This window comes from Selenomonas sputigena ATCC 35185 (assembly GCF_000208405.1).
GTDB classification, from domain to species: domain Bacteria; phylum Bacillota; class Negativicutes; order Selenomonadales; family Selenomonadaceae; genus Selenomonas; species Selenomonas sputigena.
In genome coordinates this window covers 890259-904997 of sequence record NC_015437.1, presented here as the reverse complement: position 1 = coordinate 904997, position 14739 = coordinate 890259, and the positions used below count along the sequence as shown (strand labels likewise).

General features: G+C 55.5%; 12 protein-coding genes, 3 tRNA genes and 1 pseudogene. 6 read left to right on the top strand and 10 right to left on the bottom strand.

The features are described 5' to 3' along the window. Positions 1-294 precede the first annotated feature (294 nt). The 3 genes from SELSP_RS04030 to SELSP_RS04020 all read right to left on the bottom strand — a co-directional run bounded on the left by SELSP_RS04030 (position 295) and on the right by SELSP_RS04020 (position 578). A tRNA-Met gene (locus tag SELSP_RS04030) sits at positions 295-370 on the bottom strand. A 13-nt stretch (positions 371-383) separates the two neighbouring features. Then, a tRNA-Tyr gene (locus tag SELSP_RS04025) sits at positions 384-469 on the bottom strand. 33 nt (positions 470-502) lie between these two features. After that, a tRNA-Met gene (locus SELSP_RS04020) sits at positions 503-578 on the bottom strand. A 219-nt stretch (positions 579-797) separates the two neighbouring features. On the opposite strand from SELSP_RS04020, the pseudogene SELSP_RS04015 reads away from it, so the two are divergent. Then, positions 798-1993, top strand: a pseudogene (locus SELSP_RS04015) (transposase). A gap of 453 nt (positions 1994-2446) precedes the next feature. Beyond that, positions 2447-4411, top strand: coding sequence for a methyl-accepting chemotaxis protein (locus tag SELSP_RS04010; RefSeq protein WP_013740699.1), 1965 nt, complete (start codon positions 2447-2449; stop codon positions 4409-4411). 168 nt (positions 4412-4579) lie between these two features. On the opposite strand, the gene SELSP_RS04005 is transcribed toward SELSP_RS04010, so the two are convergent. From SELSP_RS04005 to SELSP_RS03985, 5 genes are all read right to left on the bottom strand, one after another. Beyond that, positions 4580-5920, bottom strand: a complete 1341-nt coding sequence (locus tag SELSP_RS04005) for a DEAD/DEAH box helicase (RefSeq protein WP_013740698.1) — start codon at positions 5918-5920, stop codon at positions 4580-4582. Next, on the bottom strand, positions 5917-6792 hold the full coding sequence (gene map / locus SELSP_RS04000; protein ID WP_009646816.1) for a type I methionyl aminopeptidase: 876 nt from the start codon (positions 6790-6792) through the stop codon (positions 5917-5919). Before map ends, SELSP_RS04005 begins: the two co-directional genes overlap by 4 nt. Before the next feature lie 216 nt (positions 6793-7008). Then, positions 7009-7473: a chemotaxis protein CheX gene (locus SELSP_RS03995; RefSeq protein ID WP_006192820.1), complete on the bottom strand. Its 465-nt coding sequence runs from the start codon at positions 7471-7473 to the stop codon at positions 7009-7011. Positions 7474-7479: 6 nt separating this feature from the next. Further along, positions 7480-8343 carry a response regulator gene (locus SELSP_RS03990; RefSeq protein ID WP_037367673.1) on the bottom strand — a complete coding sequence of 288 codons (864 nt, stop codon included), beginning with the start codon at positions 8341-8343 and terminating at the stop codon, positions 7480-7482. 105 nt (positions 8344-8448) lie between these two features. After that, the gene (locus SELSP_RS03985; RefSeq protein WP_006192822.1) at positions 8449-9849 is read right to left on the bottom strand and encodes an NAD(P)/FAD-dependent oxidoreductase; all 1401 of its coding nucleotides are present in this window, start codon (positions 9847-9849) and stop codon (positions 8449-8451) included. Between the two features lie 106 nt (positions 9850-9955). Between SELSP_RS03985 and SELSP_RS03980 the strand changes: the two genes are divergently transcribed. The 3 genes from SELSP_RS03980 to putP all read left to right on the top strand — a co-directional run bounded on the left by SELSP_RS03980 (position 9956) and on the right by putP (position 12589). Further along, on the top strand, positions 9956-10108 hold the full coding sequence (locus SELSP_RS03980) for a helix-turn-helix transcriptional regulator (RefSeq protein WP_006192823.1): 153 nt from the start codon (positions 9956-9958) through the stop codon (positions 10106-10108). A gap of 35 nt (positions 10109-10143) precedes the next feature. Beyond that, positions 10144-10365, top strand: a complete 222-nt coding sequence (locus SELSP_RS03975; RefSeq protein ID WP_006192824.1) for an Ada metal-binding domain-containing protein — start codon at positions 10144-10146, stop codon at positions 10363-10365. 745 nt (positions 10366-11110) lie between these two features. Then, the gene (gene putP / locus SELSP_RS03970) at positions 11111-12589 is read left to right on the top strand and encodes a sodium/proline symporter PutP (protein WP_013740696.1); all 1479 of its coding nucleotides are present in this window, start codon (positions 11111-11113) and stop codon (positions 12587-12589) included. 70 nt (positions 12590-12659) lie between these two features. On the opposite strand, the gene SELSP_RS03965 is transcribed toward putP, so the two are convergent. Continuing rightward, positions 12660-13667 (bottom strand): hypothetical protein, encoded by a 1008-nt coding sequence (locus SELSP_RS03965; protein ID WP_232362358.1) that lies wholly within the window; start codon positions 13665-13667, stop codon positions 12660-12662. A 130-nt stretch (positions 13668-13797) separates the two neighbouring features. On the opposite strand from SELSP_RS03965, the gene SELSP_RS03960 reads away from it, so the two are divergent. Beyond that, positions 13798-14070: a type II toxin-antitoxin system RelB/DinJ family antitoxin gene (locus tag SELSP_RS03960; RefSeq protein ID WP_013740694.1), complete on the top strand. Its 273-nt coding sequence runs from the start codon at positions 13798-13800 to the stop codon at positions 14068-14070. A gap of 64 nt (positions 14071-14134) precedes the next feature. Here the strand turns inward: SELSP_RS03960 and SELSP_RS03955 are convergent, their stop codons facing one another. Next, positions 14135-14716, bottom strand: a complete 582-nt coding sequence (locus tag SELSP_RS03955; protein WP_006192831.1) for a GerMN domain-containing protein — start codon at positions 14714-14716, stop codon at positions 14135-14137. Positions 14717-14739 lie beyond the last annotated feature (23 nt).

The following is a 14739-nucleotide window of genomic DNA, read 5'->3' as shown; positions in this document are numbered from 1 at the left end:
CTCATCCTTCCATGAAGGAAAAGAAAAAATCTCGGCCCGTCCTCCCTTCTCAAAAAACCAATCCGCTCCTATTGTACCACAAGACCGCCAAGGCTTTCAATCCTAAGCAGGAGCTTTTTGCTGAACCCTCAAGAGTCAGACAGAAGGCGCAGACCGATCGACTGGCGAGAGCGGCGCACCGTGCCCACGATGCCACGATAAAAGGCTCGACCTGCTTGCAAAGAAGCAGGTCGAGCCTTTCGCCGACTCTATTCACTTTCTCCGATGAGTCATCAACCCATCGGCAAACTTGCTTGGTTGCGGGAAGAGGACTTGAACCTCTGACCTTCGGGTTATGAGCCCGACGAGCTACCAACTGCTCCATCCCGCGATAAAAATGAAAATGGTGGGCAGGGATGGATTCGAACCATCGTAATCCGAAGATGACAGATTTACAGTCTGTTCCCTTTAACCACTCGGGCACCTACCCATATATCAAGACGGCTTGCGCCGCATCTCGCGTTGGTTGCGGGAAGAGGACTTGAACCTCTGACCTTCGGGTTATGAGCCCGACGAGCTACCAACTGCTCCATCCCGCGATGTTTTGTCACACCGTAAACCATCGGCTGACAAGAAACAATTATACTATAGTGGAAGAGCTTTGTAAAGGGCGCAAAAATATTTTTCATGAACTATGAATCTTAGGTAAATTTCCAAAGTAAATCCCACATAATAGGTCACTAACGGGATTTACTCTGAGAAGAATTTATGGCTGAATTTAGTGTGAGAAATCTCTCTACACAAAGGAGGCTGTCATCATGAAGCAAGCAGACAACAACAAGAAGAACAAGCACCTTACTGCACAAGACCGCCAGGAAATCATGAACGGGCTCGACAGGGGATTGTCCTTCAAGGCGATCGCCCTGCTCGTTCAGAAAGATCCTACCACCATATCTTACGAAGTGAAGCGACATCGCAAAGAGCACCGCAATGCGTTCGTGCAAACAGACGAACTCTGCCCCTTGCTCGAAAAGGCACCCTTCGTCTGCAACGCCTGCCCCAAGCGCCGTTCTGCTAACTGCCGCTTCCTCCGCCTTCTCTATGTCGCTCCGCAGGCACATGCCGAATACGAAGCGCTCCTGCACGATGCACGCGAAGGCATTCCGTTGAACCGTGCGTCTTTTTACAAGCAGGATCGCATCATTTCCTCTTGCATTGAGAAGGGGCAGCACATTTATCATATCGTCGCTTCTCACCCAGAGCTCAATGTGTCTCTCAGCACAGTTTATCGGCATTTTTCCAAGGGATATTATTCGGCTTCCAAGATTCACCTTCCACGCGCCGTAAAGTTCAAGCCTCGCAAAAAGAAGCGGGCGGATGTCGTTCCTTCTGCCATAAAGAAGGAACGCACCTATGCGGATTTCCTCGCTCATATGGAACGGGAAGGGCTTAGCGCACATACGCAGCTTGATACCGTTATCGGAGTTTCAGGCGGCAAAGTCATCCTCACCGTCCACTTCACTGCGTTCAATTTCATGTTCGGGCTTCTGCTCGAAAACAAGACGGCTGTGCAGGCTGCCTTGAAGTTCCAAGAGGTCAAACGAACTTTGACTGCAGGCGGTTTTGCTTTTCCTGCCCTTATGCCCGTGATGCTTACGGACAACGGTGGAGAGTTCTCCGATGTTTTCGCCTTTGAGAACAATCTTGAGGGGGAAAAGGAGGCCTGCCTTTTTTCTGCGATCCCATGCAGTCTTACCAGAAGGCGCAAATTGAGAAGAATCACACGCTTTTTCGCGATATTGTGCCGAAGGGGTCTTCTTTCGACCATTTCACACAGGATACCGTCAATTTGATTTTTTCGCACATCAATGGCGTCCGTCGCAACATTTACAGCGGCAAGTCTCCCTATGAGATGTTTACGTTCGCTTTTTCCGAGGAACTGGCTGCTCTTTTGGGCATCTCGTATGTTGCGCCGGAAGATGTCGTGCAGTCTCCTAGACTTCTAAAGGGCTGATCTTGCGCTGCACATCTTTCTCATAGTAAATCCCGCCAGGGTGGAACTTACTCTGAAAAGCCTCGCTTTTCGGAGTGCGAAGCATGTCCTTCTTTCTAGCTTATCCCTTATGGTTCGGTCGCTTTTAAGACGATATTGTGCTCAGGTCATCCATTGCATACAAATTCTGATGCTTCTCGCACTTACTCCTATCGGCTTTCTTAGACTAAATCCCATAGACTTACATCAGCGGAAGTTACTTTGCGAATTTACGACTATGAATCTTAGGGTAATTTTTAGGGAACTGCTCGATTTCCTATTGCAAGTAAGCCAAAATTCATAGTATTTTCTCATAGTACAGTAAGTAAAACGTCTATTTTATAGGGCGCACGTCTTGCCTCTCACGAAATATTATAGTATAATTTGACTACGTTGAAGTAATTCTTGCAATAAAACATGCAAAGAGGTGCAGAAATGAAATTACGAGTAAAACTTCTCCTTTGGGTCGGAATTCCCTTCTGCATCATCTTCTTCGCGGTGTCCGTATTCAGCTATTGGAATGCGAGCACGCTTCTGGAACAATCCACAGAACGCGAGATGATGACGCTTGCCGAGCTTGATGCTAAGCAAATCAACGAAATGGTCGAAGCCCAGCGCGGCACGCTGGACGGCTTGACAGAAGCGTGGTCGGACGGTCTTCCCAGCAACGAAGCATTTGCCCCCATCGGCAAGCGCTTCATGAATCGCGAGAATGTCAACACGCTCTTCATCGGCTTTCCCGAGCGCGACTTTCTCGACAGTGAAGAAGGCGTCGTGCCCAAGGCTGAATTCGACGCGACGATGCGCGATTGGTACAAGGAAGCCGTGCAGAACGACGGCGTGCAGCTTTCCGATGTATACATGGACAACTTCACGAACGACAAGGTCGTGACCCTGAGCAAAGCCGTGCGCAGCAACGATGAACTCCTCGGCGTCGTCGCAGCCGATGTGCGCTTTGAAAGCATTGAGAAGAAGGTCGCCTCCTTCAAGATCGGCAAGACGGGAGAAGCATTCATGCTCGATGCGGACGGCCGCTTCATCTGCCATCCTGTGCTGACGCTCAATGACAACATAAAGGATGAAGGTCCCAATAAAGAGAAAACCTATCTCTCCAGAGAGCCGCTCTTCTTCGAGGGAAGCTATCAGGACGTCGCCATGTTCTATGCCGTACAGCCCGTCGGCAATACGGGATGGAATCTCGTCCTCTTCGTGCCGCAGGAAGAAGTATTCGCCGACATCGCCCATCTCAAATGGACGATGATCGGCTGCGCCCTCTTCGCTCTGGCTCTGATGGGCACGATTCTCTTCACCATCGCCCGTTCCATCTCTCTTCCCGTCGAGACGCTCGAATCCGTCGCCGCCAAAGTCGCGAAAGGCGACCTCTCGGCAAAGCTTACGCCGACCGATCGACAGGACGAGATCGGCAGTCTGCACAACAGCTTCTGCCAGATGACGCAAGGTCTGCAGACTCTCATCCGCCAGACGGCGCAGACGGCGGAGCAACTCGCCGCCTCTTCCGAAGAGCTCACGGCTTCCGCTGACCAATCGGCACAGGGCGCGCAGCAAACGTCGACGGCCGTCGTCAAAATCACGGGCGACACGCAGGAGCAAGGCATGGTCGTCAATGACTCCCTGCAGGCCGTCGGCGATATAACACAGGCGATGGATCAGATCAATGCGGGCGTCGACGACGTTTCCCACGCTGTAGAGCGCGTGGAAGCGGCGACGACCGAGGGACAGCAAGGCCTGAACGTGGCGGTCGAAGGAATGCAGATCCTCGACGAGAGCGCCAAGGATGTGGCAGATGCCGTCACCGCCCTCTACGAAAGCTCCAAGCGCATCTCGGAAATCGTCGAGATGATCACCAACATCGCAGGACAGACGAATCTTTTGGCGCTGAACGCCGCCATCGAAGCGGCGCGTGCAGGCGAACAGGGCCGCGGCTTCACCGTCGTGGCGGAAGAAGTGCGAAAGCTTGCCGAGCAGTCGGAAAACGCCGCGCAGGAAATCACCGCCCTGATCACGGACAACGCAAAGCGCATCGAAGAGACCTTCAAGGTCATGCAGGAGCAGAAAGAGCGTGTCGGCGAAGGCGTCGAGCAGGTACATCAGGCGAGCGAGCGCTTTGATCGCATCGCCGCCGTCGTCAAGGAACTGTCCGAAAAGGTCTCAGGAATCCTGACGAGCACGCAGCAGATTCACACGCAGAACGTACGTATGGAAACCTCTGTACAAAAGCTCAAAGCCGTATCGGATTCGGTGCAGAGCGAAGCAGAAAATGTCTCCGGCATATCTCAGGAGCAGGCGGCTTCCATGCAGGAAATCGCCACGGCAAGTTCTACGCTGGCGAACATGGCGCAGGATCTGCAGAAAGCTGTAGGCAAGTTTCACATAGGCTGAAACGTGTAAATGATATCACCGGCATCGTTCTTCAAAAACGATGCCGGCACATAACGAAGAAGGGTGCAGCGGGAAAAATTCCACTGCACCCTTCTTCATTGCTATTCGACAGAGCATGCTGAATCCCGCCAAACTGCACCGAACAAAGACTCCGCCACTGTGCGCTCTCTACCGCTTGCCGAGATGCGAACGCCTGCCGGCGTTCGTCTTCGTACCGCTCTTGGAGCGTGCCGCAGGGCGTCCCACGCGCTTCTTGGCGACGCGGCGTGCACGCTGCGCCGCCTTGCCGCGCTTGGGCGGCGGTGCGCTCTTCGCGGGCGCTGTACGCTCTTTGTCTGCGTTCTCCTGCTTCGCCGCTGCCGCTTTCGCCGCCGTCTTCCGTCGCACGTTCTTGCCGCCGCTTCTCTCCGACTTTTCCTTGGTGAGGCGAGCCTTGATACCCGCCTCAATGCGGCGCAGCTGATCGTACTGATGCGCATTGACGAAGGTGACGGCAAGCCCCTTTGCTCCCGCACGCCCCGTCCTGCCGATGCGGTGAATATACCACTCCGTATCCTGCGGCAGATCATAGTTGAAGACGTGCGTGACGCCTTCGATGTCGAGTCCGCGCGCCGCGATGTCGGTGACGACGAGGATCTGCAACTTCGCCTCGCGGAAACGGCGCATGACGAGGTTGCGCTGCGTCTGCGTGAGGTCGCCGTGCAGCTCGTCGACGAGGTAGCCGCGCCCCGCGAGTTCCAGCGTCACATGCGCGACCTTCTGCTTCGTATGGCAGAAGACCATCGCAAGGTACGGCTGATATTTGTTCAGCAGCTCACAGAGCTTGTCGAGCTTCGTATCCTCGCGCGTGTCGACAATGACCTGCTCGATATTCGCGAGCGTCACGCACTCGGGCTGCACCGTAATCTCGCGCGGCTCCTTCATGTAGCGGCGCGTGAGCGCCCGTATGCGCTCGGGCATCGTCGCCGAAAAGAGCATGAGCTGGTGATCGCCCGCCAGCGCTTCGAGCATCGTTTCCACATCCTCGACAAAGCCGAGGCGCATGAGCTCGTCGGCCTCATCGAGGACGATCTTGTTGACCTGTGAGAGTTCGACCGAGTGACGGCGCAGGTGATCGAGAAGCCTGCCGGGCGTCGCGATGATGAGCTGCGGCTTCTGTCGGAGCTTGTCCTTCTGCCGCTCGATGTCCTGCCCGCCGTAAACGAGCGCCGTTCGTATGCCGACCGCATCCGCAAGCGTCTTGGCGACGCGCGCCGTCTGCATGGCCAGCTCGCGCGTCGGGCTGACGACGAGAGCCTGCGCCACCCGGGCATTTCCCTTGATGCGCTCAAGCAAAGGCAGCAGGAAGGCGAGCGTCTTGCCTGTGCCCGTCTGCGCCTGCACGATGGCGTCACGTCCCGAACGCACGGCAGGAATCGCCTGCTCCTGCACGAGAGTCGCTTCGCGTATGCCCTGACGCGCGAGAGCGTCGACCAACACTTCCGGGCAGTGAAGTTCTGAAAAATTCAACTCGAAAGTACCTCCGTTCCCGTCTCCGTGATGAGAATCGTCTTTTCCCACTGCGCCGAGAGCGAGCCGTCCTTCGTGCGCACCGTCCAGCCATCCTTCTTGTCGACCGTCACCTTGTACTTGCCTGCGTTGATCATCGGCTCGACCGTCAGCACCATGCCCGGCACGAGCAGCATGCCTGTGTCGACTTCGCCCACATGCGGCACGAAAGGCTCTTCGTGGAAGTCCTTGCCCACGCCGTGTCCGCCGAGCTGCGTCACGACGGAGCAGCCGTTGGCGCGCGCGTGCGCGTCGCACGCCGCACCGATATCGCCGAGGAAGTGCCACGGCCTGGCCGCCTCAATGCCGAGGTTCATGCACTCCTTCGCCACCTCGACGAGACGCGCCGCTTCCGGCGTCGTCCTGCCGCCGACGATGTACATGCGCGACGCATCGGCATAGTAGCCATCCAAGATCGTCGTGATGTCGACGTTCACGATGTCGCCTTCCTTCAAGATCGTTTTCTTCGACGGTATGCCGTGGCAAACGACGTCGTTGATCGAGATGCAGACGCTCTTGGGAAAGCCCTCGAAATTCAGGCACGCGGGAATGCCGCCGTGATCGATGATATAGTCATGCGCCGCCTTGTCGAGCGTCGCCGTATCGATGCCCGGCTGCACCATCTCGCCCATGAGATCGAGCGCCCCATCGTTGACGACGCCGCTCTTTCTAATGCCCTCGATGTCCGCCGCATTCTTGATGATACTGTGCGGCGGGCGCACCTGCCCGCGATAGATGTCGAATTTCATCGAGCGAATACGCTCATCGAAATCCATGTGGCATTTCTTGTACTTCTTGCCGCTGCCGCACCAGCACAAATCATTTCTCGTCATTTCATTGCTCCTCGCACGCATGACGCAAAGCGTCATGCAAAATCATGGCGCACCAAGGCTATATCCAGTACACCCTTTAAAAAGTCCTTCCCATTATAACACATTCCGTCCTGCACTGCGAACCATTATCCCTAAAAAACAGATGCCGCAATCCCCTCTCGTGAGGGAAACTGCGGCACCGGATGAAAATGCTGCCTTTTTCACGCAAGGCAGGCGTCAAGTCGTCGCAACAGAAATATCAAGCTCGACGATATGACCGCCGAGATCCATATCGACGGCAAGGTAGCCGTCACTGCTGATCTTGATCTGGAAGTCCTCACCGATGGAAAGCGACGGCGTGGAGATATCGACCTCCAAGCCGAGTCCTGCGATATGCGTCGCCGTGTTCGCCGTCAGCATGTTGCTGAGCTCGGAAATCGCACTCTGCGCCATCTCATCGAAGTTCTCGACGGGCATGCCCATCATCATCGTGGAGGCGATGAATTTCGCCGTGTCCTCCGTCATGTTGTAAACGACGTTGCCGCGAATCTGCTTCGTGAAGCCAACGATGACAGAAACGCCGAGACTCACGGCATTCTTCTGCTTTACCGTGACCTTGGCACGCTTCGGCTCGGGGAAGCCGATCTGCGGCATGACAGCGGTGAAGGCGTCAATAAAAGGGTTGACAAGTTTTGCATCCATCTTTCTTTATTCCCCCTCCGCAAATCCAAGATTCAAGCAGATGTTTCCGATCTCCGTCTTCGCGACGACCTCGAACGAGGTGAGCTTCGGATTGGCAATGCGGATGTTCGCGCCGCTGATCGTCCCCGGCGGAGTCAGGCGCATTTCCTTGTCGCGGAAGATATCATTGACCTTCGATACGCCGCGGCCGACGATGATGTTCGCCGCCTCCTCGACCGAATCGTTGATCTCGTCCTCCTCGATGTCGTCATGCTCATCCATCGCGAGCATGCGCAGAGCAAAGCGGCGCATGGTATCAGTATCCATGTGGACGACGGCGCGTCCCATGGGCGAACCCGTGAGTCCGATGATGACCGCGATGCCCTTGATCGTCAGATAGGGGCTTTCATCGACGGAAATCTCGATCTCGCTCTCCATGCCAAGAAGACTGAACAGACTGCGCTGAAGCCCTTGCGCAAACGTCGCCACATAAGAGTCGCGCAGCATCGTGACGGCGCTCCCCTTCTTCTGGCACAGGATGATCAGCATATCGACGATCTCATTGGGCTTCACAGGCTTCTGCAGGAAAGCGTGGATGCCCGCCTCGCGCCCCTGCGTCATGAGGCTCGCATCCTTCATCGCACTGATCATGACAATCGTGGCGTCAGGATCAAAGGCGAGGATGCGGCGGCTCGTCTCAATGCCGTTGGCATCGGGCAGGTTCATGTCCATCGTCACAGCGGCCGGACGCGTCTCCTTGTATTTCTCAACGGCCTCGGCAGCGTTGCTCGCTACGGCGCAGACCTCGAAGCCCGCCTTCTTGAGGATGCCCTCAAGCATCGCCTGGCTGACGCGCGAGTCGTCGACAATCATGATCTTGATTTTATTCACTAAGCTCACCCTATTCTTTCCGTCCAATAAGATATTGCCTAAAAAAAGAACATACTCCCTTATATTATCCTATCGGCCAAAGTCACTAAAAGATTAAGCACTTTCTCAACCTGCGCCCATGCGCGAGAGTATGACGCGGGCAACGTGCACGCCGCTCGCACCCGCCTGCGAAAGGCCGCGCGTGACGCCGGCGCCGTCGCCGACGGCAAAGACGTTCTTGAGGCGCGTTTCCAGCTCATTGGACAGCACGATGCGCGAACTGTAGAACTTGACCTCGACACCGTAGAGCAGCGTGTCGTCATTCGTCATGCCCGGTGCAACGGCGTTGAGCGCCTGCACCATCTCCATGATGTTGTCGAGATGGCGCTTGGGCAGGATCAGCGAGAGATCACCGGGCGTCGCATGAAGCGTCGGCTCCATGAAGCTGTGACTCATGCGGTGCGCGTTCGTGCGCCTGCCCTTGACGAGATCGCCGTAACGCTGCATGATGATGCCGCCGCCGAGCATATTGGAAAAAGACGCGATGCTCTTGCCGTACTTGTGCGGCTCGTTGAACGGCTCCGTGAAGTGATTCGACACCAGGAGCGCAAAGTTCGTATTGCGGCTCTGCATTTTTGGATCGCTGTACGAGTGACCGTTGACCGTCATGATGCCGCCCGTATTCTCCATGACGACATGACCGTGCGGATTCATGCAGAAAGTTCGCACGGAATCGCCGTAGCGCTTCGTGCGATAGACGAGTTTCGCCTCATAGACCTCCGACGTGATGTGGTCGAAGATCTCGTCGGGCACTTCGACGCGCACGCCGACATCGACCTGATTGTTCTTCTGCTCGACGCGCAGCCGCCGACACTCCTCGGAAAACCATTCGGCGCCCGAGCGTCCCGGCGCAACGACGAGATACTCGGCGGCGATGCGCTCGCCGCTTTCCAGTTCCAAGGCGTTTTCTCCCTCGCCGTCGGAAAGGATATTCCTGACGGGTTCATGGAAGCGGAACTCGACGCGATCCTTCATGTACTCATACGTTTTTTCGAGCATCTTCAAGTTGTTTTCCGTGCCAAGGTGGCGCACGCTCGCTTCCAAAAGATGCAGATCATGCTCCAAGGCGAGCTTGCCGATGCGGCTTCCCTTCGTGCTGAACACCTTCGCGGGAGCGCCGTGGCGCATGTTGATCGCATCGACGTATTCGATGAGACGCATGACCTCGGCGGAACTGATGTACTCGCCGAGCCAGCCGCCGAACTGCGTCGTGAAGTTGTACTTGCCGTCGGAAAAGGCGCCCGCGCCGCCGAAGCCGCGCATGATGCTGCAAGGCTTGCAGCCGATGCAGCTCTTGACCTTGCCCGCCGCAATCGGACAGCAGCGATGATATATGTCGTTGCCGCTCTCTAAGACGACGATGGAAAGGCCTGGCTTCTTCTCCGCCAGCTCATACGCCGCGAAAACGCCCGCCGGACCCGCGCCCACAATGGCGACATCGTATTTTTTCACCTCGCCGCCTCCCATCCGCTCACTCTTCTACAATTGGTATTATATAGGAAGAAGTTCCTTTATGCAAGGGATTCGTTGCATAAAGGGCCGCTTTTCATTATAATAGGGAGGTGCTATTATTATGAACGTGAAAGATGTTATTAGAGAGAACAGGTTGGCTTTAGGCCTTACAATGAAAGAAGTTGCCGACAAAGTCGGTGTGAGCGAGGCTACCATATCGCGTTGGGAAGCGGTGAAATCGCCAATATGCGAAGAGGAGCTATTTTTCCCGTAAAATTATTTAACGAACTCTCAAAGGAGGACTATCCCATGCTCAAGAAATTCGCACTCGCCACCATCGCGACCATGGCGCTCTCGATTGCCACGCCCGCCCTCGCGTCAGACTACCTCGCGAACACGAAATCCGGCAAATTCCACTTCGCCGACTGCCGCACCATCAAACACCCCGACGCGCCCCACTTTGTTCCCTACGATTCACGCGATGAAGCAATCGCAGACGGCTACAAACCTTGTGGCGTATGTGAGCCGTAAAAAGTCACCGATTTAGGAGACAACCGCCATCGAATCCGACACGGTTAAACCCCTCGATTTCGACGGGTTTAGCTTGCATACAGACAACTGGATATGCTATACTATGGATGGCTGGAATGTGGTGGTGATACCATTTCCGACATGCAAAAAGCCCCCCAAGTTTGCGCCTTGGGGGGCTTTTCTATTCCCATATTGCGAGCAGGGCTTAACGCTCAGGCTTGTTGCCATTTGCTCTCTCGTCAAGCCATCTGCAGAGGTAGTGGCTGACTATCCCTGCCGCGACGGAGATAAGGAACGTGGTGGTGACATTTTCCATTCTTCCATGCACCTCCTTCCCGTGCCGGGATGAAGTGGCAACGCATCAAGTATAGCATACTTCACCGCAAAGAAGAAGCGTATGAATCGGCGTAAAAAGAGGCGAAAAATAAAGGCATCCAGCAGACGCCCTTATCGCATCACGGCATCTCCGCTTTACTTTTCACCCGATTATGACATTTCACTTGACTTTATTTGTCAAGTAAAAGCGTAACTTTCCGTAAAAAGGGATGAAATGCAACAGGAAACGGCTCGCATCTTCGGTGAGATTGTAGGCAAGTGATTCCGTAGACAAGCTGTAGACAAATGTGAAACCAACTGTCACGAAACACTTAAATTTCAAGTGTTTCGTGACAAATTCCCTCTTATTCATTATAATAGGGAAGTATATCCGTAGAATTCATCCGTACTTCCTTTAGGGGGACTTATCTTGACAAACAACATGGCGATCATCATCGCATTCATCGTCTACCTCGGCCTCATGATGCTCATCGGCATCTACTACTATCGGCGCACGCGCTCCATGGCGGACTACATTCTCGGCAACCGCAAGCTCGGCGCGTGGGTCACGTCCTTGAGCGCCGAGGCCTCCGACATGAGCGGCTGGATGCTCATGGGACTGCCTGGCTTCGCCTACATCGCGGGACTCAATGCGGGCTGGATCGCCTTGGGGCTTGCGCTCGGCACCTATGCGAACTGGAAGTTCGTTGCCGCACGTCTTCGAAAATATACGGAGCTTGCCAACAATTCGCTGACGCTGCCCGATTTTCTGCAGAATCGCTACGAGGACAAGTCGAACCTCCTGCGCATCATCCCCGCCGTCTTCATCTTGCTCTTCTTCATCATCTACACATCGTCGGGCTTCGTCGCAGGCGGCAAGCTCTTCGAGACGATCTTCGCGCTTCCCTACACACAAGCGCTGTTCCTCGGCGCTTTCGTCGTCGTCTTCTACACGCTCGCGGGCGGCTTCCTCGCCGTCTGCTGGACAGACTTCATCCAGGGCGTCATGATGTTCTTCGCCATCCTGCTCGTGCCCGCCGCCGCCTCCTACCTGCTCGGCGGTCCGTCCGTGACGCTCGCTGCCATCTACACGATGGAGCCGTCGTTCTTCAATCCTTTCCAGAAGCCTGACGGTTCGACGCTCGGTTTCATTGAGTTCATCTCGCTCATGGGCTGGGGACTCGGCTACTTCGGTCAGCCGCACATCCTCGTACGCTTCATGGCAATCCGCTCATCCGCCGAACTCGGACGCGCCATGCACATCGCCATGACGTGGGTCGCCATCTCGCTCGCCGCTGCCGTCCTCGTCGGCATGGTCGGACGCGCCTACCTTACCGAGCCGCTCTTCGGCACGGCAACGGAGACGGTTTTCCTCGTGATGACGGATTCGATCTTCAACCCCTTCATCGCTGGACTCATCCTCTCCGCCGTCCTCGCTGCCATCATGAGCACGGCATCAGCGCAGCTTCTCGTCGCAGCTTCAGCCTTCGCGCAGGATTTCTACCGCTCGCTGCTTCATAAGAACGCGAGCCAAGGCGAACTCGTCTGGGTCAGCCGCCTCTCCGTCCTCGCAATTGCCGCCCTCTCTCTGACGCTTGCCATGAATCCCGAGAGCCTCATCCTCGACATGGTCGCCTACGCATGGGCAGGCTTCGGCGCCGCCTTCGGCCCCGCATTGCTCGCCTCGCTCTTCTGGCGCCGCGCCACGAGAAACGGCATCCTCGCGGGCATCATCACGGGCGGCGTCACCGTCCTCGTATGGAAGCAGTTCGCTCTCTTCGGCCTCTACGAGATCATCCCGGGCTTCATCTTCTCCCTATGCGCCATCTACATCGTGAGCCGCTTGGACAAAGAGCCTGCAAAGAGCATCACGGACACGTTCGACGCCGTGGGAAAGAGCGAGATATAAACCGTATATCACCGAAAAAAAGAACTGCTGTCGGAAGTGCAAACGCTGCTTCCAACGGCAGTTCTTTTCTTCAATGCTTCGCCATATAGCGTGCGATGGCCGTGCGGACAGCGGCGCGGGCGGCGGGCGGTGCCGTCGGGACGGCGGCATTGCCCTTGCCCTTGCTTTTTTCCTTTTCTTTCGCAGCGTCGGCATCTTCTTCCGGCTGCGCCTTTTCGGGCGGCAGCGGCAGGAGCCCTTCCTTCATCTGATTGATTTCTTCGAGCTTTTTCTGCTCTTCCTTCATCTCCTGCACGGCTTCATCTGAAGCCTCCTGGCGTCCGACCTCGCCGAACTTCAGCAGCTTCCATTCCAACCATTCCGCCAAATCCTGCACATGCTTAAGCCATATATCGAGTTTCGAGGCGCTGGCATCCAGCTCGTCAAACTCTCTCTGCAGCCTGTCCCTGATCCCCAGAGGATCCGCGACGCGCTCGCCTTTCATGGCAGCGATTGCTTTTTCAAAATCCTTTTTGAGCCGTTCATTCAGCTCATCCGCACTGGCATTAAACCAGTCAAAGTCCTCGTCCTCATCCTTCGGCAGAGGTGCGCGCAGACGGTCGCTTTCGATCTCCTCGCGCGCCGCGGCGGCCTTCTTTTCCAGCTCCCTCTTCAAATCGTAAATCATCGAGATCTGATCGTCGTACGAAGTCGCGACGATATGCGACAGGAGCTTTTCCTTCTCCTCTTTCAGCGCCTTCTTTTCATCATCCGTCAGCGTATCGTCCTTGAGCAGTTCCTTGATCGCAACGACGCGCTCCTTTTCCGCCTTGACGCCCTGCCGCGTTTTATCGACATCGGCGATCCTGTCGCGCGCTGTCAGGGGCTCAAAATCCTTTTCGTCTCGCAGGATCTCCTTCGCGTCCTTTTCCGTCAGCTGCAGGATGCGCGCTTTCCTGCTGATCAGCACCTCAGCGGCCGCGCCGAGCTGCGTCTTCTCCTTCTCCTTGCCCTTCAATGCCATGGCAGAGGATGGCGCAGATACAAAAGAAGCGCTCGCCTCGCGCCCGCGCACGACAGTTCCGATTCTCATGCTCATTTCCTCATCCCTTCCCTGTGCTGAGAAAACAATCTTCCGCTGTTCTTCTTTATTTCATCGAAAATTTCTTGTTGTTTCTTAAGTTGCAAACATGATATGATAGATGTTCAGAAAGGAAGGAGCGAATCCTATGGCACAGGCAGTTGTAAATTTTTCTATGGATGCAGTCTTGAAAGAGCAGATGGAGCAAACATGCCATGCGATGGGTCTGACAATGGCATCCGCCTTCACGATGTTTGCTGCAAAAGTCACGCGAGAGCAGCGCATTCCTTTTGAAGTATCCGCCGACCCCTTTTACAGCGAAGCTAATATGGAGCGGCTGCGAAAATCCATCGCCCAAATGGAAGCAACCGGCGGTACAAATGACCATCTTACAGCAAACAAAAGGGGCTGTCACACTTAGATTAGTGCGGCAGCCCCTTTTTCATAAGGAAACTTCTCCTCGTCTTGGAAGCATCATAAGTCCTTCACAGAAGTTCTGTCATGCGCTTGAGTGGCTTCGACGTGTCGAGATGACCGGCCAGAGAGTCGACTTTCTTTCCTTCGAGGAGGATCTGCACGGACTTCACCTCGGGGAACTCGGTCAGGGTGTTGACGATGGATCCGACGAGCATTTCTTCGCCCGTCGAGCCTCCTGCAAAGTTCTTGACGAGGTCTTCGCTGAAATCGACGGTCGCAATGCCGTCCTTGACTGCGACGCTCTTGAGCTTCGTCTTCTTGGGGATGATCGTGATGACGCCCTTCGCCTTCGTGCCCGAGAGCAGGGATTCCATCGACGCCTTGTACTTGCCGTCCTGCGTCGTCTCGACCGTGCGCATCTCGGCTACGAGCTTCATGCCGTTGTCGTCGGGATAGTAGACCTTGATGCCGATCTTTTCTGCCGGCTTGGCCGAGCCGTTCTTCGCCCCCGCGTCCTTCTTGTCCGTCGCCGCCGGCTTGTCCGCCGCCGGCGTGTCCGCACCCTTGGATTTGTCGTCTGCGCCGCAGCCCACAGCAAGGAGAAGCGTCAGAAGCATGAGGAGCGCGAGCATGGATTTCATGATTTTCATTCTAAAAAACCGCCTTTCTTTTG